Raw genomic sequence first — 26,831 nt, 5'->3', positions numbered from 1 at the left:
AAAAAAGGAGGGCGGCAGGATCATTCCTGCACACCGCTCCTTTTTGGACGCGTGATTCGATGATTCGCTTATATCGCGGCATGTGCTTCTGAACCCGCTTGATATCTTCCTAGGGCTTCAGCACGACCTTGATGCAGCTCTCATCCTTGTTATCGAAAATTTCGTAAGCACGCGGCGCATCGCTAATATGCAGCCGATGCGTAATAATGTCGGTCGGGTCGGTTTTCCCGGTTTGGATCTGCCGGAACAGCTCAGGCATGTAATGAATGACGGGGGCCTGTCCCATTTTCACCTGTACGTTGCGCTCGAACAGATGACCGAATGGAAACATGTTGTATTTCAGGCCGTACACCCCGATCACCTGAATCGTTCCGAACTTGCGGACGACATTGGCGGCCGTATTAAAGGCACCAAGCGATCCTCCCTGCAGCATCAGGGCCGTTTCCACCTTCTCCATGGCCGTACGTTTGGCATCCAGCCCCACGCAGTCGATGACAACGTCCGCTCCGCCCTTTGTCGCCTCCAGCAGCGTTTGGTCGATGTCATGAGTCTTCTCGAAGTTGTACGTCTCCACGTTGTTTGTTCTTTTGGCATGCTCCAGCCGATAGTCCACATGGTCGACCGCGATGACGCGCTTAGCCCCTTTTTGCCAGGCGAATTTCTGCGCCAGCAGACCGACCGGGCCGCAGCCGAGAATAATGACCGTGTCGCCGGGCTTCACGCCGGCATTGTCCACGCCCCAATAGGCAGTCGGAAGAATATCGGAGAGGAACAGAATTTTCTCGTCCTCCACCTCCGCATCCTCCGGTACCTTGAACGGTACAAAATTGCCGAAGGGGACCCGGAGCAGCTCCGCCTGCCCGCCCATGTAACCGCCGTACGTCTCCGAGTAGCCGAAATAACCGCCCGTATCCTTGGCGTCATTGGCGTTGTCGCACTGGCTTTCCATCTGGTTTTGGCAAAAAAAGCACTCTCCGCACGCAACATTGAACGGAATGATGACCCTGTCGCCTTTTTTGACGCGGGTAACATCCGGTCCGGTCTCTTCGACGATCCCCATCGGCTCATGACCGATCACATAATCGTCGTACATCCCCGGAATCAGCCCGTGGTAAATGTGAAGATCCGAACCGCAGATCGCGGTGCTCGTCACCCGGACGAGAATGTCATCCCGCTTGACAAGCTTCGCGTCGCCGACCTCCTTCACTTCCACCTTCTTTTTGCCCTGATAGGTTACAGCTTTCATGCCAGCATCGTCCCTCCTTGGATTTGACCGTAGTGTCTCCCCGAACCTGCGTTTTCACGCATGGGCGGCGGGTGAAGTCCCTTATCTTTACACGCAATCCGGCAAATTCAAACGCGAGACGGGCATGTGATGCTCCATAGAGCCTCGGAAGGCGTAACTTGGCGATTTACGAAAAAAAGCCGCCCGAATGAACCCTTTTTCGGACGGCCAAGCTCTCTATGGAACGTATGTTACTGGATTTCGATCCAAGGCAGCGGATTACGAAACTCCGCCCAGTTCATTTCCATCTCTCCGCTGGTCAGCAGGCACTTATCAAGGCGGCGGGTAATGCCTTCCCGGTCCATACCGATCCCGATCAGCACAATCTCGTTCATCCGGTCACCCCAGGTTTCGTCCCATCGGCGCCGGAGATCAGGCTCCTGTGCCAGCCATTCGCGCTGCTCCGCCTCCGGAAGCGAAGCGACCCAATAGCCTGCCGGGCCGAATTGGATCGACGGCCCGGCCTGGCTGATGCTCGCCGCCATGTCGCCGCGGACAGCAAGCCAGACCAATCCCTTGGCGCGGACGATCTCCTCCGGCCAGTCCGACAGCAGCGCGGCAAGCCGCTCCGGATGAAACGGGACCCGCCGGCGGTACACGAAGGAGCCGATGCCGTATTCCTCCGTTTCGGGCGTATGATGTTCGCGCTGCAGCTCCTGAATCCAGCCGGAAGACTGGCTCGCCGCATCAAAATTGAACAGGCCCGTGTTCATGATTTCACCCGGTGCGACCTCCCCGTTCACGGTCCGGATGATTTTGGCTGATGGCTGCAGCTTCCGGATCAATCCCTCCAGCTGGTTTAACGCCTCTTCTTCCACCAGGTCGCATTTGTTCAGGAGCAGCACGTCACAGGTTTCGATCTGATCGATGAGCAGATCGGCCACATCGCGGTCATCCTCCTCCCCGGCGCCTTCCTTCCGGTCGAGCAGCGTCTCCCCGGAGGCGAAATCATGCCAGAAGCGGTACGCATCGACTACGGTAACCATGCAGTCCAGCCGGGCGTATTGCGTCAGGTCGATCCCGGAGGCCTCGTCCTGGTAATGAAACGTTTGCGCGACGGGGATCGGCTCGGAGATGCCTGTCGATTCGATCAGAATGTAGTCAAATCTCCGCTCCTCCGCCAGCTTGCGGACTTCCTGCAGCAGGTCGTCCCGCAGCGTGCAGCAGATGCAGCCGTTGGACATTTCGACCAGCTTCTCGTCTGTGCGCGACAAGGAAGTCTCCGATTGGACGAGCCGCGCGTCCACGTTAATTTCGCTCATATCGTTCACGATGACGGCGACCTTGACGCCTTCGCGGTTGTTCAGCACATGGTTTAAAACCGTCGTTTTGCCAGATCCGAGATAACCGCTCAAGACGGTGACCGGAATGACGGATGATTGGTTCATAAGAGCAAGTCCTCCTGTAATGGGATTATTCATTCAGCGCCTTCACCAGCGCCGTTAAGTTTGCCTGCATAATCTGGAGATAGTCGAGGTTATTGGCTTCGTCTTCGGCGGTCAGTCCCTCGATCGGATTCAGCACGGCCGACTTCGCCCCGACCTCTTTGGCGATCGTATCCGCTACACTGGAGGATACCAGCGTCTCGAAGAAAATCGTCTTCACCTGATGAGCCTTGGCGAACTTCACGACCTCCGCCATCGCCTGCGCCGACGGTTCCTGTTCGGGAGAGAGACCGGCAATCGGTACCTGCGTCAGTCCATACGTGTGAGCCAGGTATCCGAAAGCTGCATGCTGCGTAATAAAATCTTTGCGCTTCGTGCCCGACAGCTCTTTCGTGTACTGCTCGTCCAGCTGCTGCAGCTTGGCTATGTAGGCAGCGGCATTTTTTTCAAACTGTGCCTTGTGCTCCGGCGCCTTTGCGGACAGCGCTGCTTCGATCGTACGGACTTCTCCGATGGCAAGCTTCGGAGACAGCCAAACATGGGGATCGAAAGCGCCGTGATCGTGCTCGTGTTCATGTTCATGCTCAAGGGCAGGCTCCTCTTCGTGCCCGGTTTCCGCTTCAGTCGCATGCGCGTCTCCATCTGCAGCGTCATGGTCATGGTCATGATCGTGGTCTTCTTCTTCCGTTCCCGGGATCAGTTCAAGGCCCTTGCTCGCTTCTACCGCCGTCGTCCCCTTGCTGTCCGAGCCGGAGACCACCTGATCCACCCAGCTTTCCAAGCCGGCTCCGTTATAGACCAGCATGTCCGCCTGCTCGATCGCGGCCATATCCTTCGGAGTCGGTTCCCAGTCGTGGGGCTCGGTGCCTGCAGGAACGAGCAGATGTACGTCCGCCAAATCGCCGGCAACTTGGCGGGTAAATTCATACATCGGGTAGAAGCTCGTTTCGATTTTGAGTTTGTCCTTGCCGGCCACGGTCGCAGCAGCCGGCTCCGCGCTATCATTCTTCGCTGCCGATCCGCATCCGGCCAGGACCAGGATCATCGAACTTACGATAAGTGCAGATAGAAAGGGTGTTCTTTTATTCATGATACGTTTGTCTCCTCTTCTTGATATGATGTGCTCATTACCTGCCGGGATGCGGACGGAACGGTCCTGACCGCTTCTCCCAAGTGGCGCTGTCTGCGGCGCTGGCCGACCTTCTGGACGGCAATACCCGCAAGTAGGATCAGCAGCAACGTTAGCGCAATCGTGCCGCCTGGCGGAGTATCCGTGTAATAGGAAGCCGTCAGGCCGCCGAACACGCCGGTCAGGCCGGCACAAACCGCCAGGATGCACGCCTGCAGAAAGCCGCCGGCAAAGCGCAGCGCAAATGCGGAAGGCAGCACGATCAGTGCCGAAACCAGCAGGACGCCGACGATAGGCATCGCCGCAGCCACGATCAGTCCCGACATGACCGCGAATGCGAACGTCAGCAGCTTGACCTGTACGCCGCCCACGGCAGCCGTCTCCTCATCGAATGTCAGCGTATAGAGGTGGCGCCGAAGGATGGCGAAGAAGATCAGTCCACCCGCTGTCACCGCGGCGATGATCATCAGCTGCAGCGGATTCACGGCCACGATGGAGCCGAACAGGTAGCTGCTGAAGCTTTTGCTCAGGCTGCTCTTCATGCTCATCAGCACCATCGCCAGCGCCAGCCCGGACGTCATAATGATCGCAACAGGAACCTCGCTGTATGCACGGTAGGACCTCCTGAGCTGTTCAATCGCAATCCCGCCGATCACCGCGAACAGGAATCCCGCCAGTACAGGGCTCATATGCAGGACGCTCCCAAGCGCCACGCCCGCCATAGATACATGCGACAGGGTGTCCGCCATCAGCGACTGCCGCCGCAGGACGAGAAACACGCCGAGGATCGGGGCGATTAATGCAATAAGACCTCCTGCCCAAAAGGCGCGCTGCATGAATTCGAAGTGAAGCATTGGCAGTCCTCCTCCTTTCCTTCCAACCGGATGACCCGGTCTAAATAGGGGCGGGCTTCATCCAGTCCATGCGTCACCATGAGCACGGTGCGTCTGGCATCCGCGGATACATAGTCCCTCATCCATTGGTAAAATTGCAGCCTGCTGCCTGCATCCATGCCAGTTACCGGCTCGTCCAGGACGACCAGATCGGGCTGCTGGGCCATGACGCGGGCGATGCATGCCTTCTGCTTCTGGCCGCCGGATAACCCGCCGATTTTTCTGCTGCGGTATTCCCACATTCCCGCCCGCCGGAGGCTCCATTCCACGAGTGCATGCTGCTCGGCGCCGAAGCGGCGGAACAATCCAAGCTTCGGATAGCAGCCGGAACGGACCAGTTCAATCACTTTGCTCGGAAATCCGCTGTTGAACGAGGCTGCCTGCTGCGGCAAATATCCGATGGCCTTCCGGTTAAAATCCGGGGCGTAGCTGACCTCGCCGCTCCACGGCTTCACCAAGCCCAGCAGCAGTCTCAGCAGCGTCGACTTGGCTGCACCATTCGGCCCGCTGACTGCGATAAACTCGCCGGATTCAATCCGAAGCGAGACGTTATGTATAACGGGGACCCCATCATAACCGTATACAACGTTGTTCATTGCTGCGATATTCATCCCGTTTTCTCCCTCCTCATCGTCAAGGGATGAATCATTCCCTCTCGGATTTATTCGTAATTATTACGATTAATTTCAGACAAAAAATTTTTGCCCTTTCTGCAGCTTATGGAGTTTCAAAGCGACTGCCGTTCCTGTGACTTGCTTATCATCTTGTTTATCATCCATTCAGTCCGATCTTTTCGGGGAATAGGATGGCAAATATTCAAATCGGTACATTATATGGGTTATTAATCGTAATTATTACGCTTTACCGATTAAACCATAAAACATCCAAGCTGGCAAGTAAATCGTAATAATTACTATTAATTTTTCTCTGCATAAAGTGTTTTCATCGCAAAAAAAGCCGCTCCAACCATAGGTCGGAGCCGCTTCGCTGTTGGTCAAGTCATGGGGCCGGATGGGCCGGCTCGGCGGGAATATCGCTTTTCGGCCGGGTTTTGAACTTTCCGGCGTTCAGAAATACGATCAGGCCGGCAATCGCCAGCAGTCCCCCCGCCAGCTGAAACAGCGTGATCGCTTCACCAAGGATCAGGAACGCGAGCAGGCTCGCACCAACCGGCTCTCCCAGGATGCTCATCGAAATCGTCGATGCGGGCACGTACTGCAGCAGCCAGTTAAACAGCAGATGGCCGAACACCGTCGGCACGACGGCCAGCAGCAGGAATATTCCCCAGTCCTGTCCCGGATATGCCGTAAAAGACACCCCGGCTGCCGCGTTATATACGGCAAACACGACCGCAGCCGAAAGAAACACGACAAAGCTGTACACAAAGGAAGGCACGCGGGCGACCATTTTTTGTCCGATCAGCATGTGCACGGACACCGCGAGCGTGCCGAGGACGGACAACAGATCGCCAAGCAGATTGTCGCGGGAAACGCCGATATCGCCGAGTCCGATCAGAACGGCTCCGGCAATGGCGACCACCATGCCCGAAATGGCGGCAGCCGACGTTTTTTCCTTATAAAAGAAGAACGCCCCGATGACGATAAAAACTGGTTCCAGCGCTAATATAATCGTTGAGCTGGAGACGCTCGTCAGCTTGAGTGACCCCATCCAGAGCAGGAAGTGAAGCGCGAGGAAAAAGCCGGACGTCCCGAGGAGAAGCCAATTTTTTATAGAAAGCGCGCGTAGTTCCTTCCAATGAGACTTCAGGAAGGGAAGCATCAAAATCGCGGTGAACAACAGACGGTACATGCCCTGAATCGATGCAGGCGCGGACGACCATTTTACGAAGATGGAAGAGAACGATATCGCCGTAATGCCGATCAGTAATGGAATGAATGTAGGTAGGGGTGCGGATGTTTTTCTCATGAATGTTCCTTTCAACTGACATTGGGTGCGTTACAACATGTTATTGTAGCACGCCTTCTCCGCCCCGTCATGCCGAAAGTTTAGTACGGACGTCTGGATACGACCCACCATCCGCATAGCATGGCCGCCGATACACAAAATAACAAAATATGGGCATTGTAATAGAGCGAATTATTATACGGATTTAGAGCGCCAAGGAAAAGCGGCGAGCCGGCATTCTCGGTCATCTGGCGGTAGGTATCCAGCCACTGCATGATTTTGCGGTACTGGAAATAAACGGAGAGGAGCAGGGCTAGCAGGGAAAAAAGCGGTAACCAGATCCGGTAAGCCTTCTTTACGATGTGGTCGCTGAGATCGTCAAAATATTTGACGGCCATAATAAAGGTCGCGATCATCAGCATCAGCGCGGCCGTCCAGGCCGGAAACAAAAACAGCAGTCCGGGATTGCCGTTGCCGGATATCGTCCTCCCGTTGTAACGAAAGGTCGTCAGGTCGACGAGATACACGAGGAGTACGCACAGCAGCACAAGCACGGCATACCATTTCACCGATTTTACGGACAAGAGTGCGGTTCACTTCCTTTCTTCAAACGTCATATTTTGATAAAAAAAGCCGTATTCCAGGAGTATGGCCCCCGTTGTACGGCTGATCGTTCTAAGCTGCGATTAATGTTCGTACCGTTTCACGTAGATCCCGTGATCTGGAATGGCCAGGCTGTCGAATTGTTCCGCCAGTCTCTTCAATCCCGCCGCCAGCTCCTCGCCGGTTACGGGCTCCCCGTGCCCTGTGACGGCTGCATCCGGGTGCAGAGCCTCCAGCCGTTTGACCGACTGCCAGGCCGCCAACCAATCCGGCGTAAAATACCGCGGCGGTCCGCTAATTTCCACCTTCTGGGTCAGCACTTTGTAGAGCTCATCCTGCCGGACGGTCGTAAAGGCGTCCCCAGCAATCAATGTCCGGTCCCTTTCGCGGAACAGGGATACATGCCCGGGCGAATGTCCCGGCGTAGGAATCCACCTGTATTCCGGCATGCCCGGTACGCTTCCGTTATCCGGCAGCGGCTTGACCCATGGTCCTACGTTGACCGGTTCGTTCGGAAACGCAAAGGACAGCTTCGCGAGCATTCCGCCCTCCACGGTCGGGTCGGGCTTCGGATAGCTCTCCTGTCCCGTCAGGTATGGCATCTCCAGTTTATGGGCATATACCGGGACTTCCCAGTGCTTCACCAAATCGATCAGTGCGCCCACGTGGTCAAAATGGGCATGGGTCAATATAATCGCTTCCGGACGGCGGCCGGACCCGAAGCGCTCTTCCACCGTCCGGATGATGTCATCCGCCGAACCCGGCATCCCTGCATCGATCAATACGAACGATCCAGCCTGCGGCGCACCGGCCAGCACGATATTGACGATTTGCACTGTGTAGCAGTATACGTCCGGGCGAACCTCCACGCCCTCACCGCTGGCCGCCGAGGTGGCAGGAATATAATGATAGTCTGATCCGTAAGACAGCTCTTGATCGGTACCTTTCTCCATAGTCAACCTCTTTTCCTTCATGTGGTATGTAAAACGGTTGTTTTCCTATGGATATTTTCTCAAATCACCCGCCGGATTATGTCTGAAAATCATCGTCCAGGCCACACCGGTTCCCGTCACAGCCATAATCAGCAGTCCGACCGTCAGGAACAGCCGGGGAATTCCGTACGCCGCGGCGCAAAAAGTACCGTAGAGGATACCAAGCGGCCCAGCAGATTTGACGAGCAGCAGTCGCATCGATAAAACCTGCCCAAGGACCTGCTCGGGGACCAGCCTGTAGAAAACATTACTGCTGAAGACATTCCAGAACGGCATCGCGATCCCCGCGGCCAGCTCGATCACCAAGGCAGCAGGCAGGCTCCGAACGAGCGACAGCCCAACGTAAGTCGCCCCGCCGGTCAGGAGAGCGGCGAGCATGGTGCCAAGCATCGGAGAAGTTCCCCTTATTCTGCCGGCTGCCCAGCTGCCTAGCACATACCCGCAGGGAAATGCGGCCGTAAACCAGCCATATTCCGCCGCTCCGCCGCCAAGCACCTCCGAGACGTACGGGATATACATCGCCTGCGTAGCCGCTTCACCAAAGCTGGTAACGGAGACGAACAAAGCGAGTGCCAGCAGCAGGCGGCTGCCCGAAAATACCCTCCATCCGGCCCGGATCTGACCGAACCAAGCCGCTCCCGCGCCTGATCGGCCTTGTCTAGGAGAAGCAGCGTAGGCAGGTGGCCCCTCCCGAATGCAGCAGATGCACAGGAAGGAGCCGGCAAACAGCAAGGAAAGGATCAGAAGGAGTGTTCCCGATTCAAGGACCTGCACGCCAAGACCCGCCAGCGGGAAGGCTAAGGTCCGCATCAGCTGCACGCTTCCCGACATCCATGCATTTTTGCGGGTCAATTCTTCCGGCCTTACCAGCTTCGGAAGCAGGGCACCGGAAGCAAGGTCGTACATGACAAACGAGCTGAGCCAAGATGCCGTATACAATATATATGACTGTCTTTCCCCGGCTATCCACATCAGACCCGCGGCAAGATATACCGCAGCCCGGACGGCTTCCGACAGCTTCATGACCGCCGTTCTTTTCCACCGGTCGATCAGGGGACCGGCAAGCAGCTGAACGCCCCATTGAGAAGCGAAGCTGATCAGCCACAGCTCTCCCATCGCCACTTTGGAGCCTGTCACTTCATACAGCAGCCAGGAGAGGATAAACGTACCGCAGGTGCCGGCGAACATGGACAGCAGCTGGTCCGCATACAGCCATGCGAAATTTTGCGGCCACCGCCTCGGCTGTGCGTAATCTCCCTCCGCTTGTTCCGGGCTCTGCCTATTGATCATGGCTGCCGGTCAGAAATTCGTTCAGCTCCCGTTCATGATGGTGAAGTGACTGCGGGTTCCAGGCATAGCTTCCGCCCTTCACCCGGATGAGCCCGGCTGCGCGCAGAACGGCCAGATGATGATGCACCGTCGTTTTCCCCAGCCCCAAGGCGTCGGTCAGCTCCTTCAGCGTCCGGTCCTTCCCGGCGATCAGCTTCAAGGCGCGGAGCCTTTTGTCATCTCCCAGCGCCTTATAGATCTGCACCAGCCTGGCTGGCGGCTCGTAAGGATCCTGGAGACCCGGCAGGCTGGTCTCGCTGACAGGATAATAGAATACCTTCGTTTGCGGCAGCGAAGCCTCGACCGTAAACGGCCTATAAATGATATGAGGAATGAGCAGCACCTGCTGAACCCCCGGCTCGGGGGCATACTCCACACCGGTTGCCCTCAGGACAGCCTCCTCAGGTGAAAGCGTCCGAAGCCAGGCGTCCTTCTCCTCCGCATCCCGCTTCAGCACGGCCGCTGTTATCTCCCGCTCGCGTTCCATAAATTCCACGTCCCACAGCTGCAGCAGAGCAATCAGATGGTCCCTTAGCGTATCGGCATCCGTCGTCATCACATCATGAATCAATTGTGGAAAAAAACGGTGTCCGCGGCAGGCATCCATCATCTCTTCCGCACCAGCCGCGTCTCCTTCCGCCGCCCGTCTGCGTGCTGGCTCCAAAGCTGTCTCCAGGTACGGGAGCACAAGATAGCGGAACTCCTCCCTGCTTAGAGCATGAGCCTCCATTGCAAAGCTTTCAATCGTCTCGCAGCTCAAGGAATGCAGCAGCTGGAGCAGCATTTTCCAGGTGTTATGCTCCTGGCAAAACTGAAGCTCGGCTTCGAGCCGGCTGCTGGCTCTTTGGCGCAGCTGGGCATAATATTCGCCGGGCTTGTCCAGCGACCCGTGAAGCTTCGGATAGGTCAGCACGGCTGCACCCAGTGCGCACTCATACCAGATGGAGGTCTGCACTTTGGCCTCATAGCTCGTTCTTTTAAAGGAAAGATCCAGCAAGTTCATCCCTATTCTCCTTCCAAAATTCCATGGTATCGATACCGGTAGATTCCAAAATCTGGACTAATATGTTTTATTCTAATCGATCAGCTTCATAAATTCAATAATTATAGAACAATAAATTCTATTTTTATTGAATAAAACTATAAAAATAGAGCCTGATCTATCCCAAGATCAGACTCCACCTATAATCTTACGAGTTATGATTAGTAGGAAGCATACCTTTCCGCATTGGACATCGCCGTCCATACGTCAGGCGTCTCCGCCCCCATATACCAGAAAGCGTAACCGGCTACTCCCCGGTCGGCTGCCATGACATATTTTTTCGTGATGGACCTGCTGTCCTCAATCCATATTTTATGGGTATATCCCTGTTTTTGATATTTGAAAACGTACTGCCCTAGGCTCTCGTCCCAGCTGCGGTTATAGGCCACGGAACGCGTGCGGACACCCTGCTGTGCCAGGTTCAATTCTTCCGAAGTGGCTCCTCCTTCTTTCAGCGTCCAGTCCCGGGTATAGAATGGCAGGGCCAGGATCGTCTTGGACGATGGCACGGAGCGAAGAAGCTTGTCCAGCGCGCTTTCCACCCAAGGGTATGAAGATACGGACCCGGCGATCGGGTCGCCGCCCCAATGCTCATCGTAACCCATCAGAATGATATAATCCGCCGCCTGTCCCAGCGCCTTGTAATCAAAGGCTTCCGTCCAGTCGGTTCCGAGGTCCGGCGACACGTCGATCGATACGACGCCGCCCACGGTACGCAGGCTTTGGTCCAACTCCGTCACGAACGCCGTCAGCGCTTCGCGGTCCTGAGGGCTGACATTTTCAAAATCGACGTTGACGCCGCTCAGCCCGTACGATTTGACATAAGCGGTCAGCTGCTTGATTACGCTGCTTTTTTTCGCAGGATCGGTCAAAATATCGTCCGTCAGCTCGGGATCCGAGTGATTGCCGAGGAGCGCCCACACTTTTTTATGATTCTGCTTCGCCCAGTTCAGCAGGCTGGCGTCCACGTGGTTGGACAAGGAGCCGGTCCCCTCCTCCAGAAAAAACCAGCGGGGTACGATCGTATTCACGTTGGATGCCTTCACCTTGGCGATAAACTGGGAGATCGTCAATCCGTTCTGCCATCCGACCTGCAGAGAGGACGCCGGCGTGGAATGGATCGCCTGATCCCATGACGAAATTTGCAGCACGCGGTCAAGCACCGCCGCGGTTTCTTCGCGGGTCATGTTGGCTTTGGGGCGGAATTTTCCGTCCGCTCCTTCCATCAGGCCTAGTGAAGCCGCGACTTTGACATAAGGTCGGGCCCATGCGGAAATGCTCGCGGCATCCTGATAAGGCAGCTGCCCAGCGCTGACCGCTGCGGGTTCCTTTTTCAGCGCGCGAACGATCAGGACTGCGGCTTCCTCCCGGGTAATATTCGCCTTCGGCTCAAAGGTGCTGGCGCTTTTCCCCTGAACGATGCCAAGGTTCAGTCCGGCCTGCACCCAGCCGTAATACCAGGATGTACGCGGAACATCGCTAAAAGCCGGGATGTCCCCGTCCACTTCCTTCAATTTAAGCAATCGGTCCGTCATGGCGGTAAACTCGGCACGCGTCACCGTTTTGCGCGGCTCAAACGCTCCCCCTCCCGTTCCTTCAACAACGCCCTCGTGAACGAGGTCGACGATTTCATCCCGGGCGAAGCTCCCCGAAATGTCATGAAAAGGCAGACTCGAGCTGCCGGATGCGGCATATACCGGTTCAGTACTTGCGGCCAGCATGAATGCTGCAAATAAGGTTACTAACTTTTGCGGTTTAATCAAGGGAGGGTGCCTCACTTTTCATAGAATAGATTTTCTTTCATAGAATGCTTACTCTTATCCTATCAAAAAGATGCGGACGATTTGATCGCTAAATATTGGTAGATATGGTATAAAAAATATCAAAACAAGCGGGATGAAAACGGGAAAAAAACGACAGCATTTGCCATGGACAGGCCTGGAAATTAGACTTATATTACTGTAAGCAGGCATCCAGACTGCCGATATGAAGCGGCCGGAAATATAGTTGGAATGCCATCGACCGATATTATATTTAAGGAGGGATTGTAATGCTGCTGGATCATCACGAGGCCATTTATTTAAGAGAGCTGGTGGAAGAGGATGCAGAGGCGCTTTTTACGCTGCGCCGAAATAACCGCGACTTTCTTCAGCCCTTCGAACCGATTCGTCCCGAGTCGTTCTGGACGCTGGAAGGACAGGTCAAGGACGTGTGGAACGGCATCACGGGCGCTGAGCTGGACCAGGCTTGTATACTGGGCATCTTTTTAAAGGAATCGGATCAGCTGATCGGCCGGGTTGCCTTGACGGCATTTGCACGGGGGGTATTTCAAAACGCCAACATCGGCTACTTTATGGCCCAGGATCAGAACGGAAAAGGTTATATGACCGCGGCCGTCCGCATGAGCGTGGATCATGCGTTCCGAAGCCTCGGGCTGCACCGGGTGCAGGCCGGCGTCATGCCGCGAAACCTGCGGTCGCTGCGCGTGCTGGAAAAAGCAGGCTTCCGCCGGGAAGGCCTTGCGGAGCGGTATTTGCAAATCAACGGCGTGTGGGAGGATCATGTTCTGCTTGCCGTGACGGCGGAAGAATGGCCGGGACTCGAGCAGGCGGCGGAATAGCGGAGAGCTATCTTAAAAGGAAGGTTTGCGATTTGCCGGACGATCTTGAGTCCTTAGGAAGGCTCTAAATAAGGTTATCCTGAGAGTTTTGCAAGGTATTTGTGAGGCATTTATGAGGCATTTATGAGGCATTTATGAGGCATTTATGAGGCATTTATGAGGGATTCGTGAAGCTCTCGGGGGCTTTCGTGAGGCTTTTTCGCGCTTCTTTTGTGTGGCTGTTTGGGCGGAGACCCTTCCCGTGCTACAATGTTACCAGTTATATAGAATAACTACTATACTTTCTGATCTCATAAAAAACGCAAGCACACCAACGGCTGAAAGGTAAACGATATGGAATACTTGTATGAAACAAAAGCGGGCAGCTACGAGGACTACGCCAGCGGCAGGGTACTCTATAATGCCCCCGGCGTGACCTCCTTCCCAGTGCGGCTCGGAAGCGAAATCGTCCAGCGGTGCTTCGGCATCCTGGAGGAGCGGGGAATTTCCGGCCCTTATACCCTTTACGATCCCTGCTGCGGCGGAGCCTACCTGCTGACCATAACCGGTCTTCTTCACGGATCTAGGGTCCGGCGGATGTATGCCTCGGATGTCGATCCGAACGCCCTGTCCGTCGCGGGCAAAAATTTGGCGCTCCTGACGAAGCAGGGGCTCAGCGAGCGGGAGCTCCAGCTGCGGGAGCTGTACGAAAACTACGGCAAACCTTCGCATAAGGAAGCGCTGGAGAGCTTGGCCCGGCTTGAATCTGCAGTCTCGGGCCTGACTTTGGACACAAGCGTCGTTTTTCAGGACAATATTACGGAGCCGCATCACCTGGATCACGTCGATCAGCCGATTCATCTGGTGCTGACCGACCTTCCATACGGGGATCTCGTCAGCTGGGAAAGCGGCGACGCCGACCCGGTGTCCGCTTTATTCGAGCATATCTATCCGCTGCTCAGCAGCGAAAGTGCGGTCGTCGCGATGATCGCGGACAAAAGCCAGAAGCTAGGGCATGCCCGTTATAAGCGGCTTCAGCATTTCAAGGTCGGCAAGCGGCAGGTGGCGATTTTTGAACCGATCCGGGAGACGAAGGCTTGATGTGCTGGAAATGATCGCTGCCAGTATATAAATGCAGCAAAGGACAGCCCGCCGGCTGTCCTTTTTCTGTTCATTTTTCGCGGGCTGCCTTCAGCCCAAATGCTTGACCATATGATAATACACATGGCCGTTAATCATAATGTTTTTGTCGGTTTGGTATCCGAGCTTCAGGTACAGCGAATGGGCCTTCGTGTTATCCGTTACAACCGCCATGGCGATTTTAGCGTATCCGTATGCACTTGCCCGTTCCTCGGCTGCCCGAATCAGGGACGTGCCGATCCCCCGTCCGCCATACTCCGGCGAGACCGAAAGCGTGTCGATGTAATATTCGTCCAGGTCCGCTTCCTTATCCAGCTGCAAATCCGCGTTCTGCTTCATGGTACGCAGCCTCGCAAGGATGGGCCGGTCCAGCTCCGCTGCCTGGTCGCCTCCATATGCCACCACAAGGCCTACCGGGCGTTCATCCAGTTCCTTCACCAGCGTCTGCTTATAGCTAAGGCGGCCTTCCTCGGCGGCAAAATAGGCTTCAAGCGCGGCCAGCACGGCCTCCTCGCTGTCCTCTCCGGTTAATTGATGCGCAACATCGTGCAGCGCATCGTACAGCAGCCGGGCGGTATGATGCGCGTCTTCTCGTTTTGCGGGTCTGATTGTCATAGCTTCCTCCATCATAGCATTACATAGGGTTAATCTGCCCAGGAAATTCCATTCCCGTGTGCAGGCACAATCCCTTCTATTATAGAGTTTCCCACGACGCGGAACAAATTTCCGCAGCCAGCCGGGCAGCCTCCTGCCACGCTACCTCAGTCCGTCCACCGGCCCTGCGGTCTGTCCACTCAACGATGCCCTCCCCGGCCCGTTTGCCTACTACAATGCGAAGCGGCAGGCCGATCAAGTCGGCATCCTTGAACTTCACGCCCGGTCGCTCCTCCCGGTCATCGACGAGGCATTCCACGCCCTGCCGTGCAAGCTCCTTGGCAATCTGGTCCACAACCGCAGCCTGATCCGGATCCTGGGCGGAGACGGGAATCAGATGCACGGGATACGGAGCAATGCCGAGCGGCCAGCACATCCCTTGTTCCGCGGGCGATTGCTCGGCCACTGCCGAAAGCAGACGGGAAATGCCGATGCCATAACAGCCCATGATCATCGTCTGCTCCCGGCCAGCTTCGTCCGTATAACTGGCATCAAGAACGCTGCTGTATTTGGTGCCCAGTTTGAAGACGTGGCCTATTTCAATGCCTTTGGCAAAATGCAGCGTCTCCCCGCAGTTCGGACAGCGGTCCCCCTCCTGCACGCTGCGGTAATCGCCGATATGCGCCGGCTGAAAATCCCGGAACGGCACCACGTTCCGCAGATGCATATGTTCCTCTCCCGCTCCGGTTACCGCGCCGCCGTGCAGCACGGCATCGCGGTCCAAATATACAGGGATATCAAGGCCGACAGGTCCAGCATAACCGTGAGGCGCTCCCGTCACCTTCAGCACCTCCTGCGGGTCGGCGAGTTCAAGCGTCACACACCCAATCGCCACAGCCAGCTTATTCTCGTTGACTTCATGATCTCCCCGTACGACGGCAGCGACTGGCTTATCGTCAGCCATATAAATCATTGTCTTCAAAATATGTGATGCCGGCACCCCGAGGAAGGCGCTCACTTCTTCGATCGTCCTTGTGTTCGGCGTGGCGACTTTTTCGATGGCGGGAGCTTGGCGTTCCGCTTCATCCGCCGAACGTTCTCCGGCAGCAGCAGCAGTGGCCTTCTCCAGATTGGCCGCATACCCGCAGGCCAGGCAGCTGACGATCGTATCCTCGCCGATTTCCGCGGGCGCCATGAACTCATGCGTTTCCCCTTCACCGCCGATGGCTCCCGCCTCCGCTTCCACCATGCTGAACTTCAGGCCGCAGCGGGTGAAGATGCGGCGGTAAGCATCCCGGACCGCCTGATAGGTCCGGTCCAGCTCCTCCCAGCTGCGGTCAAACGAATACGCATCCTTCATCAGGAACTCGCGCCCCCGGAGCAATCCGAAGCGCGGACGCCGCTCATCCCGGAACTTCGTCTGGATTTGGTACAGGTGAAGCGGGAGCTTGCGGTACGTATTCACCTCGCTCGCGGCAAGCGCCGTGATGACCTCCTCATGCGTCGGTCCGAGCACAAACTCGCGCTCATGCCTGTCTTGCAGGCGGATCAGCTCCGCCCCGTAGGCCCCGTACCGTCCGGAGCGCTCCCACAGCTCGGCCGGCTGCATGGCCGGCAGGTGCAGCTCCTGGAACCCGGCCTGGTCCATTTCTTCGCGGACGATTGTCTGAATCCGGCGCAGCACGCGCCAGCCAAGCGGCAGATAGCTGTAAATCCCTGCAGCCAGCTGCCGGATAAAGCCCGCCCGGAGCAGCAGCTGGTGGCTTCGCGCTTCCGCTTCGGCAGGAGCCTCGCGCAGCGTTGGGATCAGCAGGGACGTTTGCTTGATAATATAACGGCTCATCGCCGATCAGCCTCCTCGTATCTTTTAATGCAGCACATATTCGCGACAAACACAAACTCAATCTCAAACAACAAAAAACACATCCGTCCTGAAGGGACGAATGTGTTCGTGGTACCACCCTGTATTCAACCGCCGCATGTATGGCAGTCCTTAATTGGCAATATAACGGGATCACCCGGCCATGAATACTCGAACCTGCAGATTCTTTCATCACGGCAGCTACAAGACGGGAAGCTCATGTCCGTGCGCGGAAACCTTTCAGCCAGGGGTTTCTTCTCTGGAAAACGCCGGTCCTCATGAACTGTTACTCTTGATCATCGCTTTGGAAATTTGACAAACCATGGTTTGTTTTTTCCATACTTTACAGGATGATCAAGACCTATGTCAAGAGCCGGATATCACTTCATTTTCTGCAGGAGCTGCACCCGGTAGGCTTCGCTTTCGAGCGATTGAATCTCTTTGTACTCGGCGTCGGTCAGCACTTTCGGCTCGCCCACCGCCTTGGCGGCGAGGTATACCTTCGCGCTTTCCTCCACCACCTCGGTCCGGTAGTACGCTTCGCGCAGATTTTTCCCGGTCGTCACGAGTCCATGATTTTCAAGCAAAATCGAGTTGTGATCCCCGACTTTCTCCGCGACCGCATTAGCCAGCAGATCGGTCGTCGGCAGCACGTAGGGCACAAAGGCGATGTCGCCGACGAGCGCGGCCTGGTCCGGGAACAGCATCGGCAGCTCCTTCGAGACCAGCGTCAACGCGATGCAGTGGGCCGGATGGGTATGCACGATCGCCTGGATATCCGGATTCACCCGGTAGGCAAACAGATGCATCAGTACCTCTGATGACGGCCGCACCTCTTGATCCAGCACTTTGCCGGAGTCGATCTCCACCCGGATCCACTGCTCCGGCTCAATGTCTTCGAGTGCAAACCCGCTCGGAGACAGCAGCATGATGTTACCCGCTTTCGCGCTAATGTTCCCGCCCGGTCCCACTACCAGCCCTTTGGCTACCGTTTTCCGGGCATACCGGGTCAACTCTTCCCTGACTTGCTGTTCAAGCTGCACAGTCATTTCTCTCCACTCTCCTTTATAGAGGTTGTTCAAAAAGTCCGCTTTTGATCACGAAGTAAATCGGGAAGCTGATTCGGCATCGAATCTTGAATTCAGCCGGGCCTTCCGGTGCTCACGTACCCACACGTACGCTCTGCTCCTCAGTCCCTAGCTTCATCCAATCTTCTCGGTGCTGAAAACCGACCTTTTTGAACACGTACTTTATACCGTCTCTTGACGTTTAAAAAGCTTCACGTACTGCTGATAGCGTTCCTCCCACATCGCCGCCTCCTCCGGCAGGTAGGTTTCCGGCGGAAAGGACTCAAGAACGACCTGCCGGATCTCGGCAAGGTTCTTTACTTCGCCGTGGGCCAGCGCCTGCATCATCAGATTGCCGATGGCCGTGGCTTCCACCGGCCCGGCAATCACCGGACGGCCGGTAACGTTGGCCGTCAGCTGGCACAGCAGCCGGTTCTGGATGCCGCCGCCGACGATATGAATATGCTCCATCCGCTCTCCGGCGAGCTTCTCGATTTCGTCCAGCGTCTGGCGGTATTGAAGCGCCAGGCTTTCGACAATGCAGCGGACGATGGCCGCGCGGGATTCCGGAACCTTCTGCCCGCTGTCCCGGCAGTATTCGTGGATCCGCTGCGGCATGCCGCCCGGCGGCAGGAAGACGGCGTCGGCAGCGTCGATATAGCTGCCGTTCTCCGGCGCCGACAGCGCCAGCTCGGTCAGCTCGTCGTACGTGAGCGGAGTACCTTCCAGCGCCCACGTGCGCCGGCACTCCTGCAGCAGCCACAGCCCCATGATGTTCTTGAGCAGCCGGATTTTGCCGCCCGCTCCCCCTTCATTGCTGAAGAGGCTGTCCCGGCTGTAACCGCTGAGCGCCGGCTGATCGAGCTCGATGCCCATCAGCGACCAGGTCCCGGAGCTGATGAAGGCATACGGGGCAGCCCCCGCCGGAACGGACGCCACCGCGGCCGCCGTGTCGTGGCCCGCCGCGGCGATTACCGCCATGTCCGGCACCTGCAGCTCCTCGCGGATGTCCTGCCGCAGCTGTCCCAGCATCGTTCCCGGCATCACGATCTCCGAGAACAGCGATTCCGGAATGGACAGCGTGTTCAGAATGCCGCTATGCCATGAACGGCTGCGCGGATCGAGCAGTCCGCTCGTGCTGGCGATCGTATATTCATTGGCCATGACGCCAGACAAATAGTAATGAAACAGATCCGGCATCATCAGCATTTTTAGCCCGCCCGCTCCATAGCCGGAGCGGACCTTCTCCTCGGCATACAGCTGATAAATCGTGTTGATCGAGGAGGAGCGGATGCCGGTCATCCGGAACAATTCATTTTCCGGAATCGCTGAGAACACTTCCGGCATGACCTGCTCTGTCCGCAGGTCCCGATAATGATAAGGGTTGCCGGCCAGTCTCCCCTTGGCATCCACCAAGCCGTAATCAACGCCCCAGGTGTCCACCGCCACCGATACCGGGGCACCGCCCGCCATCCGCCGGGAAGCGTGAATGCCCTGCCTCAGCTCATGGAACAGCCGCAGAAAATCCCAGTGGAAATGGTTCCCGAGACGAACCGGTTCGTTACTGAAACGATGCACCTCATTTACGGTCAGCGTTCGGCCATTGAATGCACCCGTCACGGCGCGTCCGCTGCTTGCCCCGAAATCCACCGCCAGCATGTGTAAGGATTGCGAACCCATTAGCCTCACCTCGCCCGTAGAAAATGCTTACTTGTACAGCGGTCCGAAGTTTTGGCAGGCCCGGAAGTCCGCTCCCTCCGGATCGCTTGTTCCGAACAGCCCCCAGGCTCTCGGACGGAAAACCTGCTCCTCTGCAACGTTGTGCATGCTCACCGGAATGCGGAGGATCGAAGCCAGTGTGATCAGGTCCGCGCCGATATGGCCGTAGCTGATTGCACCGTGGTTGGCTCCCCAGTGATCCATCACGGAATACACGTCCTTGAACGCTCCCTCGCCCGTCAGGTTCGGGGCAAACCAGGTGGTCGGCCACGTCGGGTCGGTCCGCTGATCCAGCTTGTCATGCACTTCCTCAGGCAGGTCGACCGTATATCCTTCGGCAATTTGCAGGACAGGACCAAGCCCTTTGACCAGGTTCAGCCTGGACATCGTCACCGGCATGCCGCCGCGCGTCAGGAAGTCGGACGAGAACCCGCCGCCGCGGAAATATTCCACTGCTGCCGGGCGCCAGGACGTGGCTTTGAGGCAGTTGTCCGCGTCCTCCTGCGTAATTTCCCAGAACGGCTTCAAGGCAGGCTCGCCGTCCTTCATCTGCTCCCCGGTACCATCCAGCGCCGCCGGTCCGGAGTTAATCAAATGCAAGAGGCCGTTCGCCGCGGCTCCGCCGAGCTCATGACCGGTCACCCGCTTCACCGCGTCGGGACTCCAGTATGTACGGACGTCGGCAAAGATTTGGGCGGTATTCGTCAGCAGGTATCCGAAGAGCATCGATACGCCGTTCAGGCTGTCATTTTCGGTGGCCACCAAATAAGGCGCCCGGATGCCGTTCCAGTCGAACGAGGAATTCAGAATCGCTTCATGGAAGTCACCGTTCGGGAAGTGGTCCGTCCACTGCCGCTGTCCCTGGAAGCCGGACACGATCGCGTGATGGCCCATGGCCTCTTCTTCAAAGCCAAGCTCCGCCAGACGCGGATTGCCCACCATCAGGTCGCGTACGATCTGCGTCATTTTGACAACCGTCTCCCAGTCCTTATCCTTCTTCTCGCGCGAAGTTCGGATCGCTTCAGGATTGTTGTCCGGCCCCTCATTGCAGTTCTCCTTCACCCAAGTCATGGCCAGCTTGAACTCTTCCGGATCGTAAATCTCCTCTTCGATCCGCCGCGTAATTTCCGACATGTCCACATACTCGTTGCGCATGCCCAAATATTCCTGGAAGAAGTCCGGATCGATCATCGAGCCGGCGATGCCCATCGACACCGAGCCGATGGCCAGGTAGGATTTGCCCTTCATCGTTGCAGCGGCCAGACCGGCTCTGGCAAAACGCAGCAGCTTCTCCTGCACGTCGGCAGGAATCGAAGGATCGTTCAGATCCTGCACGTCACGCCCGTAGATGCCGAACGCCGGAAGTCCCTTCTGCGCATGGGCAGACAATACGGCGGCCAAATAGACCGCTCCCGGTCTTTCCGTACCGTTGAATCCCCATACCGCCTTCGGAATCGAAGGATCCATGTCCATCGTTTCAGTACCGTAGCACCAGCACGGCGTCACGGTGATGGATACGCCTACGCCGGCTTTGGCAAATTTGTCGGCGCAAGCCGCCGCTTCCGCCACGCCTCCGATGCAGGTGTCGGCAATGACGCATTCTACCGGGGAACCGTCAGGGTAGCGAAGCTGTTCGCCCAGAAAAGCAGCCACCGACTTCGCCAGATTCATGGTCATATCCTCCAGGGACTCCCGAACCCCCTTCCGTCTGCCGTCGATCGTCGGCCGGATGCCGATCTTGGGGAACCCGTGCTTCCATCTTTCGTTCTGGTTGGACATCGTTTGTTTCCTCCTCAGCTCTTCTTATGATTTTTCATTGCTTACGTTTGGGGTTACCGGTAACCCTAAAATAAAAAAATATACAGCCTTCCAATCCGTCGTTCCTATGAAAAACGTCAATCGGCATGCAATACATGCCGGTCCCGCTGCCTCGTCCGCTCTTTAGATCGTTCTAAGCTCCAGGTACAAAACGCCTTGCATGATTGCTTGAATTGGATCTGCTGCATTGATGCTGGGTCAAATGCTCAAAAAAATGTATAATGAGTTATCGGTAACTTTAAAATAACAATGAAAGCGATTACTGTCAATCCGTATTTTCTTTTATCCGGGCGGTTCTGATAGAATATACAGCAAAGAGGGGTTTACATTGGTAACGATTTACGATATAGCGCAAAAGGCCAACGTCTCGGCCATGACGGTCTCCAAGGTCATCAACAACACCGGGCGGATCAGTGAGGAGACACGCCGCAAAGTCAAAAAAGTGATGGAAGAGCTTAATTACATACCGAATTCAAATGCCCGGAGCCTTGTCCTGCAGCAGACCCAAATTCTGTCCCTGCTCATCACGGACATCACCAACCCGTTCTATACGAGCCTGGCCCGCGGTGCCGAAGACGGTGCCAAACAGTACGGCTACCGCCTTCTGTTCGGCAACAGCGACGAGGATTACGCGAAGGAAAAGGATTATGTGGACATGATCCTGTCCACGCGGGTCGACGGCGTGCTGTTTGCTCCGGCCGGGGACCTGTCGCTGAAAAATCTCGAGAAGTTGCGGGCTCACAACATCCCGTTCGTCATTATGGACCGGGCGGTGCCCGGAATCGAGTCGGATATGATCTGCGGGGACAGCAAGGAAGGCGCCCGGAAGCTTGTCGATTACCTGATCGGGCTGGGCCATCGCCGCATCGCGCTTGTCAACGGCTCCCTCGACGTCTCCACGGCCCGGCTCCGTTATGAGGGATACGCGGAGGCGTTGGCCCTTCATGGCATCCCGTTGGATGAGACGCTCATCATCCACCAGAACTACCGCGATTACCATGCGGATGATCATCTGGAGCAGCTGCTCGAGCAGCCTTCCCCTCCGACCGCGATTTTTGCGGCCAACAACGTATTGGCGGTCGGTGTCATCCGGGATCTGCGCGAGCGCGGCATCCGGGTGCCGGAGGACATCTCCGTCGTTTGCTTCGACGACCTCGATCTCTCGTCGGCGCTGGACCCGTTTCTGACGGTTGCGGCACAGCCGGCTTACCAGTTTGGCGCCATGGGCATCCAGCTGCTGGTGGAGCGGATTCGGGGCAGCTCGGTTCCGGAGTCCCGCAAGGTGATCCTGCCGTCGGAGCTGGTAATCCGCTCGTCTGCCAAACCTATCTAAGTCACAGCAAGAGGTGAGTTTCATTTTACAAAAAAGCATGACCCGGGGGCATTGGTCCAAACGGCTGCTCACGCCCCCTAAAATTCTGGTGTTCGGGTTTCTGATAATGATCGCTGCCGGGACCCTGCTTCTGACGCTGCCGGCAGCCTCGGCTACCGGCATCTCGATCGGGCCCCTGAACGCGCTGTTCACGGCAACTTCAGCCGCCTGCGTGACCGGCCTTACGGTCGTCGATACGGGAACGGCTTTTTCTGTGTTCGGACAAACCGTCATTCTGCTATTGGTCCAAGTCGGCGGCATCGGCTTCATGACGATGGCAACGCTGATCGCGCTCGTGCTGAATAAACGGATTTCGCTGAGAGAGCGGCTTGTTTTGCAGGAAGCGCTGAACCACGGCACCATCGATGGCGTAATCCGTCTGGTCAAGAAGGTTATTCTGTATTCCCTGCTGATCGAAGTAGCGGGGGCACTGCTGCTTGCGGTCCATTACGTCTTCTCCCTTTCTCTGCCGCTGGGCAAGGCCGTCTATTTCGGTGTCTATCACAGCATCTCGCTGTTTAACAACGCCGGATTCGATTTGATGGGAAGCGTGCAGGGACCGTTCAGCGGTATGGCCTCCTTCGTGAGCGACCCGTATATGAATATCGTCCTGATGGCGCTTATTTTTCTGGGCGGGATCGGCTTTATCGTGCTGTCAGACCTGCTGGAATACCCGAAGGTCCGCAAGATCTCACTGCACAGCAAGGTTGTGCTCAGCGCGACCGCGGTGCTCGTCTTCGTCGGCGGCCTCGTCATTTTCCTGATGGAGGTCAACAATCCGCATACGTTGGGTCCGCTTAGTACAGGCGGCAAGATTTGGGCTTCGCTGTTCCAATCGGTGACGACCCGCTCCGGCGGTGTCAATACGGTCGATATCGGCAGCCTTCACCAGTCAACGCAGTTCTTCATGATCCTGTTGATGTTCATCGGCGCGGCTCCCGGCTCGACCGGTGGCGGTATCAAGATTACGACGTTTGTGCTGCTCCTCGGTGCCGTGCATGCGATGATCCGCGGCCGGGAGGATGTCGTCCTGTTCCGCAAACGGATCGCCAAGGATGTGGTGTACAAAGCCATCACGCTGACGCTCCTTTCCATTCTGCTGATCATCCTGTTTGCCATGCTGCTGTCGGTGACGGAAGACCATGATTTTATGTCAATCCTGTTTGAATCGGCTTCGGCCTTCGGCACGACAGGCATCTCCATGGGACTGACAACCGAGCTCAGCCCCTTCGGCAAGGTATGGGTGATCTGCCTGATGTACCTGGGCCGATTGGGTCCGCTTACCCTTGCGTACGCGCTGACCCGGGACAACAAGAAGGAGCCGTACAATCATCCGGAAGGGAAAATCATTATCGGTTAAACCCGTTGTGGGTCTCAACTTATGCGGGGATCGCAATTTTTTGAAATGAGGCTGTCGATATGAGCATTGAGCAACAAATGTATGATGAAGTTATTGAACTGATCAGGAAAAGGTATCCGACAGGCTGGGGCGGCGCTGCAGCCGTCCGGCTTATAGACGGAACGATCCTCACCAGCGTGGCTCCTGAAGTCATCAACGACTCTACTCATCTATGTATGGAGACGGGGGCTATATTGGAGGCCCACAAGCTGAACAAGAAGGTAACGCATTCCATCTGCTTGGCACGGGATGATGAGATGTCGCCGTACAAGGTGCTCTCTCCTTGCGGGGTGTGCCAGGAACGTTTATTTTATTGGGGTCCAGACGTGAATTGCGCCGTCACGGTTCCGGGCGGCGAGCTCGTTTTCAAAACGTTGGCGGAAATTCAGCCGTATCACTGGAGCACTGCTTATGACGATCTGAAAGAAAAATGGACGACGTCCTGATGCACTGCCGAATGCCAAAAGAGGCTCCCCTTCATGGGGAGCCTCTTTGTCATACCGCCGGCGTCATTACATCAGCTTCTGGATTTCATCCTTCAGCACCTCGGACTGCGGTCCGAACACCACCTGGACGGCGCCTTTGCCGAGCCGCATGACGCCGGAAGCGCCGAGCTGCTTCAGTCCTTGATCGTTGACGACCGACTCGTCTTTGACGACAAGACGCAGACGGGTAATGCATGCATCGATACTCTCGATGTTGTCCGTGCCCCCGATATTTGCGAGCACTCTGGCTGCCTTGCTGTCCGATGCCGCAACGCCCGCATCTGCTGCGCCGCCTTCTATTGCTTCGTCCGCCACCTGAACATCATCCTCCCGACCCGGCGTTTTCAGGTTGAGCTTCACGATCAGCACCCGGAACAGGACGTAGTACACGACCGCGAAGACCAGACCTACCGGAATGAGCAGCAGTGGCTTGGTGGACAGCGGATAGTTCAGCGCATAGTCGATAAAACCGGCCGAGAATCCGAAGCCGAGCTTCACGCCCAGCGCATACATCACGTAACCGGCCACCCCCGCCAGCACTGCATGTATACCATATAGTACAGGAGCGACGAACATGAATGCAAATTCAAGCGGTTCCGTGATCCCTGTCAGGAATGAAGCGACTGCGGCACCGATAAAGATCGAGGCCACCGCCTTGCGCTTCTCCTTCTTGGCGGTATGGATAATAGCTAGTGCCGCTGCCGGCAGGCCAAACATCATAATCGGGAAGAAACCGGTCATGAACATGCCCGCGGATTTATCTCCCGCAAAGAACCGGTACAGGTCGCCGTGAACGACCTTACCTGCCGCGTCGGTATAATCACCGATCTGGAACCAGACGATCGAGTTAATAATATGGTGCAGGCCGAACGGAACGAGCAGTCGGTTTGCGATCAAGTATACCGCACTGCCGATTCCTCCGAGGCTGACGATCCAGCGGCCGAACGTATCCAGCACATCCTGGACAGGCCCCCAGATGAGGCCGAGAACGATGCCGACGAATACCATCGTGACGGACGTAATAATCGGCACAAAGCGTTTGCCGCCGAAAAATCCGAGCCAGTCCGGCAGCTTGATTTTATGAAAACGGTTGTATAAAAAGGCGGAAATCAGACCGACGATGATGCCTCCGAGAACCCCTGTGTTAAGCTCCGCGCCTTTATCCATAACGGTCGTAAACGCAAGCGGCACCTTAACCAGCACCTTTAAGAGAATAATGTGACCGATGACGGCAGAGAGCGCGGCGACGGCGTCTCCCGTCAGACCGATAGCCACCCCGACGGCGAAGATGAGCGGCAGGTTATCGAAGATCGTCGACCCGCCGGCATCCAGAAACGGTGCAATGTAGTGGTTCAGGAACCATCCCACCTGGTTGCCCAGGTGGAAGTCCTTAATATAGTCGATGTTGCCAAAACGCATCAGAATCGCCGCCGCCGGCAGCGTTGCTACCGGAAGCATCAGCGACTTCCCGATTTTTTGCAGAAATGCTAGCATGTTCTGTCATCCCTTTCTCGTCGAAAGTAGCTTTAGGATTTAAGCGTAACGCTCAGGATTTCGGTCTGTCCGGCGGTTACGGCCCCCAGCTTCGTTTCCATCTGCTCCACTTTGTCTTCGCTGTTCGTGATAATGACTGGCGTGACGGTCGGCAGACCTGCCGTGCGAATCGCCTCGATGTCGAATTCGATCAGCGTTTGTCCCGCCTTCACCTTGTCTCCCGTGTTGACATGGCTTGTAAATCCGCTGCCTTTCAGCCCTACTGTGTTAATGCCGATATGAAACAGGAACTGCAGGCCGTTCTCATGCTCTACAATGACCGCATGCTTGGACTTGATCACGTGAGCCACGACGCCGTCAAATGGAGCGATCAGCTTGCCGTCGGCAGGCTCAATGGCGAGTCCTTTGCCCATATGTCCGCCTGCAAAAGCTTCATCCGGGACCTGATCAAGCGGTACAGCCGTACCTGTAAGCGGGGACGTAATCTCTAGCGTTTGCTGTTTTTTGGATTTCCATTTTGAAAACATGAATATTCCTCCTTGACGAAATCTGCGTGAATCTCCGATCGGTTGTCATCATCCGGGCTATGAAAAAAGGATCTTTTCCATTATGTCCAGGAACAGATGAACTATGTGGGAACCTGGTATATGCTTGCGGTTGGAAGCTGCCTGAGAACACAACCTTTGAAACGGAAGCGATTTCAAAACGTTGGGAGCTCCC

23 protein-coding genes are annotated in these 26,831 nt (G+C 56.3%); 5 read left to right on the top strand and 18 right to left on the bottom strand.

The window, feature by feature from the left end:
• Positions 1-109: 109 nt before the first annotated feature.
• The 11 genes from ABIE48_RS10050 to ABIE48_RS10000 form a co-directional block, all read right to left on the bottom strand.
• Complete coding sequence (locus ABIE48_RS10050; RefSeq protein ID WP_192714656.1) at positions 110-1,246, bottom strand: zinc-dependent alcohol dehydrogenase; 1,137 nt, start codon at positions 1,244-1,246, stop codon at positions 110-112.
• Between the two features lie 230 nt (positions 1,247-1,476).
• A complete protein-coding gene (locus ABIE48_RS10045; protein WP_192714657.1) occupies positions 1,477-2,673 on the bottom strand; it encodes a GTP-binding protein in 1,197 nt (398 codons plus the stop codon).
• 25 nt (positions 2,674-2,698) lie between these two features.
• Entirely contained in the window at positions 2,699-3,760 is a 1,062-nt protein-coding gene (locus ABIE48_RS10040; RefSeq protein ID WP_192714658.1) for a metal ABC transporter solute-binding protein, Zn/Mn family, read from the bottom strand.
• Positions 3,757-4,659, bottom strand: a complete 903-nt coding sequence (locus ABIE48_RS10035; RefSeq protein WP_354520613.1) for a metal ABC transporter permease — start codon at positions 4,657-4,659, stop codon at positions 3,757-3,759. Before ABIE48_RS10035 ends, ABIE48_RS10040 begins: the two co-directional genes overlap by 4 nt.
• The gene (locus ABIE48_RS10030) at positions 4,596-5,303 is read right to left on the bottom strand and encodes a metal ABC transporter ATP-binding protein (protein ID WP_152402511.1); all 708 of its coding nucleotides are present in this window, start codon (positions 5,301-5,303) and stop codon (positions 4,596-4,598) included. Before ABIE48_RS10030 ends, ABIE48_RS10035 begins: the two co-directional genes overlap by 64 nt.
• Before the next feature lie 388 nt (positions 5,304-5,691).
• Positions 5,692-6,618, bottom strand: a complete 927-nt coding sequence (locus ABIE48_RS10025) for a DMT family transporter (protein ID WP_192714660.1) — start codon at positions 6,616-6,618, stop codon at positions 5,692-5,694.
• 80 nt (positions 6,619-6,698) lie between these two features.
• Positions 6,699-7,181 carry a hypothetical protein gene (locus ABIE48_RS10020; protein WP_354518787.1) on the bottom strand — a complete coding sequence of 161 codons (483 nt, stop codon included), beginning with the start codon at positions 7,179-7,181 and terminating at the stop codon, positions 6,699-6,701.
• A gap of 102 nt (positions 7,182-7,283) precedes the next feature.
• The gene (locus ABIE48_RS10015) at positions 7,284-8,153 is read right to left on the bottom strand and encodes an MBL fold metallo-hydrolase (RefSeq protein ID WP_354518785.1); all 870 of its coding nucleotides are present in this window, start codon (positions 8,151-8,153) and stop codon (positions 7,284-7,286) included.
• Positions 8,154-8,198: 45 nt separating this feature from the next.
• Positions 8,199-9,482 (bottom strand): MFS transporter, encoded by a 1,284-nt coding sequence (locus tag ABIE48_RS10010; RefSeq protein ID WP_192714663.1) that lies wholly within the window; start codon positions 9,480-9,482, stop codon positions 8,199-8,201.
• Positions 9,472-10,524: an ArsR/SmtB family transcription factor gene (locus ABIE48_RS10005; RefSeq protein ID WP_192714664.1), complete on the bottom strand. Its 1,053-nt coding sequence runs from the start codon at positions 10,522-10,524 to the stop codon at positions 9,472-9,474. The genes ABIE48_RS10010 and ABIE48_RS10005 overlap by 11 nt, the downstream gene beginning before the upstream one ends.
• A 200-nt stretch (positions 10,525-10,724) precedes the next feature.
• Complete coding sequence (locus ABIE48_RS10000) at positions 10,725-12,326, bottom strand: S-layer homology domain-containing protein (protein ID WP_354518782.1); 1,602 nt, start codon at positions 12,324-12,326, stop codon at positions 10,725-10,727.
• 287 nt (positions 12,327-12,613) lie between these two features.
• Between ABIE48_RS10000 and ABIE48_RS09995 the strand changes: the two genes are divergently transcribed.
• Together ABIE48_RS09995 and ABIE48_RS09990 are read left to right on the top strand one after the other, a co-directional pair.
• Complete coding sequence (locus ABIE48_RS09995; RefSeq protein ID WP_192714665.1) at positions 12,614-13,183, top strand: GNAT family N-acetyltransferase; 570 nt, start codon at positions 12,614-12,616, stop codon at positions 13,181-13,183.
• Between the two features lie 333 nt (positions 13,184-13,516).
• Positions 13,517-14,263, top strand: coding sequence for a hypothetical protein (locus ABIE48_RS09990; protein WP_192714666.1), 747 nt, complete (start codon positions 13,517-13,519; stop codon positions 14,261-14,263).
• 90 nt (positions 14,264-14,353) lie between these two features.
• Here the strand turns inward: ABIE48_RS09990 and ABIE48_RS09985 are convergent, their stop codons facing one another.
• From ABIE48_RS09985 to ABIE48_RS09965, 5 genes are all read right to left on the bottom strand, one after another.
• Positions 14,354-14,917 carry a GNAT family N-acetyltransferase gene (locus ABIE48_RS09985; RefSeq protein ID WP_192714667.1) on the bottom strand — a complete coding sequence of 188 codons (564 nt, stop codon included), beginning with the start codon at positions 14,915-14,917 and terminating at the stop codon, positions 14,354-14,356.
• 79 nt (positions 14,918-14,996) lie between these two features.
• On the bottom strand, positions 14,997-16,724 hold the full coding sequence (locus ABIE48_RS09980) for a proline--tRNA ligase (RefSeq protein WP_192715326.1): 1,728 nt from the start codon (positions 16,722-16,724) through the stop codon (positions 14,997-14,999).
• 413 nt (positions 16,725-17,137) lie between these two features.
• Positions 17,138-17,806 (bottom strand): class II aldolase/adducin family protein, encoded by a 669-nt coding sequence (locus ABIE48_RS09975; protein ID WP_145021565.1) that lies wholly within the window; start codon positions 17,804-17,806, stop codon positions 17,138-17,140.
• A gap of 201 nt (positions 17,807-18,007) precedes the next feature.
• Positions 18,008-19,504: a rhamnulokinase gene (locus ABIE48_RS09970; protein ID WP_192714668.1), complete on the bottom strand. Its 1,497-nt coding sequence runs from the start codon at positions 19,502-19,504 to the stop codon at positions 18,008-18,010.
• Between the two features lie 27 nt (positions 19,505-19,531).
• Complete coding sequence (locus ABIE48_RS09965) at positions 19,532-21,322, bottom strand: L-fucose isomerase (protein ID WP_145021569.1); 1,791 nt, start codon at positions 21,320-21,322, stop codon at positions 19,532-19,534.
• 367 nt (positions 21,323-21,689) lie between these two features.
• On the opposite strand from ABIE48_RS09965, the gene ABIE48_RS09960 reads away from it, so the two are divergent.
• From ABIE48_RS09960 to ABIE48_RS09950, 3 genes are read left to right on the top strand one after another with little or no spacing between them, the layout of a single operon-like run.
• Entirely contained in the window at positions 21,690-22,694 is a 1,005-nt protein-coding gene (locus ABIE48_RS09960) for a LacI family DNA-binding transcriptional regulator (RefSeq protein ID WP_145021577.1), read from the top strand.
• 37 nt (positions 22,695-22,731) lie between these two features.
• Complete coding sequence (locus tag ABIE48_RS09955; RefSeq protein WP_145021579.1) at positions 22,732-24,093, top strand: TrkH family potassium uptake protein; 1,362 nt, start codon at positions 22,732-22,734, stop codon at positions 24,091-24,093.
• A gap of 59 nt (positions 24,094-24,152) precedes the next feature.
• Positions 24,153-24,578, top strand: a complete 426-nt coding sequence (locus ABIE48_RS09950; protein WP_145021581.1) for a cytidine deaminase — start codon at positions 24,153-24,155, stop codon at positions 24,576-24,578.
• A gap of 66 nt (positions 24,579-24,644) precedes the next feature.
• Here the strand turns inward: ABIE48_RS09950 and nagE are convergent, their stop codons facing one another.
• Together nagE and ABIE48_RS09940 are read right to left on the bottom strand one after the other, a co-directional pair.
• Entirely contained in the window at positions 24,645-26,111 is a 1,467-nt protein-coding gene (gene nagE, locus ABIE48_RS09945; protein WP_145021583.1) for an N-acetylglucosamine-specific PTS transporter subunit IIBC, read from the bottom strand.
• 32 nt (positions 26,112-26,143) lie between these two features.
• The gene (locus ABIE48_RS09940; RefSeq protein ID WP_145021585.1) at positions 26,144-26,638 is read right to left on the bottom strand and encodes a PTS sugar transporter subunit IIA; all 495 of its coding nucleotides are present in this window, start codon (positions 26,636-26,638) and stop codon (positions 26,144-26,146) included.
• Positions 26,639-26,831 lie beyond the last annotated feature (193 nt).

This window comes from Paenibacillus sp. OAE614, from assembly GCF_040546645.1.
Classification (GTDB): domain Bacteria; phylum Bacillota; class Bacilli; order Paenibacillales; family Paenibacillaceae; genus Paenibacillus_AQ; species Paenibacillus_AQ favisporus.
This window is presented reverse-complemented; position numbering and strand designations above follow the sequence as displayed.

Coding starts and splice junctions, on each gene's coding strand:
- ABIE48_RS10050 (WP_192714656.1), bottom strand. CDS start 1,246: ATGAAAGCTGTAACCTATCAGGGCAAAAAGAAGGTGGAAGTGAAGGAG.
- ABIE48_RS10045 (WP_192714657.1), bottom strand. CDS start 2,673: ATGAACCAATCATCCGTCATTCCGGTCACCGTCTTGAGCGGTTATCTC.
- ABIE48_RS10040 (WP_192714658.1), bottom strand. CDS start 3,760: ATGAATAAAAGAACACCCTTTCTATCTGCACTTATCGTAAGTTCGATG.
- ABIE48_RS10030 (WP_152402511.1), bottom strand. CDS start 5,303: ATGAATATCGCAGCAATGAACAACGTTGTATACGGTTATGATGGGGTC.
- ABIE48_RS10025 (WP_192714660.1), bottom strand. CDS start 6,618: ATGAGAAAAACATCCGCACCCCTACCTACATTCATTCCATTACTGATC.
- ABIE48_RS10015 (WP_354518785.1), bottom strand. CDS start 8,153: ATGGAGAAAGGTACCGATCAAGAGCTGTCTTACGGATCAGACTATCAT.
- ABIE48_RS10010 (WP_192714663.1), bottom strand. CDS start 9,482: ATGATCAATAGGCAGAGCCCGGAACAAGCGGAGGGAGATTACGCACAG.
- ABIE48_RS10005 (WP_192714664.1), bottom strand. CDS start 10,524: ATGAACTTGCTGGATCTTTCCTTTAAAAGAACGAGCTATGAGGCCAAA.
- ABIE48_RS09995 (WP_192714665.1), top strand. CDS start 12,614: ATGCTGCTGGATCATCACGAGGCCATTTATTTAAGAGAGCTGGTGGAA.
- ABIE48_RS09990 (WP_192714666.1), top strand. CDS start 13,517: ATGGAATACTTGTATGAAACAAAAGCGGGCAGCTACGAGGACTACGCC.
- ABIE48_RS09985 (WP_192714667.1), bottom strand. CDS start 14,917: ATGACAATCAGACCCGCAAAACGAGAAGACGCGCATCATACCGCCCGG.
- ABIE48_RS09975 (WP_145021565.1), bottom strand. CDS start 17,806: ATGACTGTGCAGCTTGAACAGCAAGTCAGGGAAGAGTTGACCCGGTAT.
- ABIE48_RS09970 (WP_192714668.1), bottom strand. CDS start 19,504: ATGGGTTCGCAATCCTTACACATGCTGGCGGTGGATTTCGGGGCAAGC.
- ABIE48_RS09965 (WP_145021569.1), bottom strand. CDS start 21,322: ATGTCCAACCAGAACGAAAGATGGAAGCACGGGTTCCCCAAGATCGGC.
- ABIE48_RS09955 (WP_145021579.1), top strand. CDS start 22,732: ATGACCCGGGGGCATTGGTCCAAACGGCTGCTCACGCCCCCTAAAATT.
- ABIE48_RS09950 (WP_145021581.1), top strand. CDS start 24,153: ATGAGCATTGAGCAACAAATGTATGATGAAGTTATTGAACTGATCAGG.
- nagE (WP_145021583.1), bottom strand. CDS start 26,111: ATGCTAGCATTTCTGCAAAAAATCGGGAAGTCGCTGATGCTTCCGGTA.
- ABIE48_RS09940 (WP_145021585.1), bottom strand. CDS start 26,638: ATGTTTTCAAAATGGAAATCCAAAAAACAGCAAACGCTAGAGATTACG.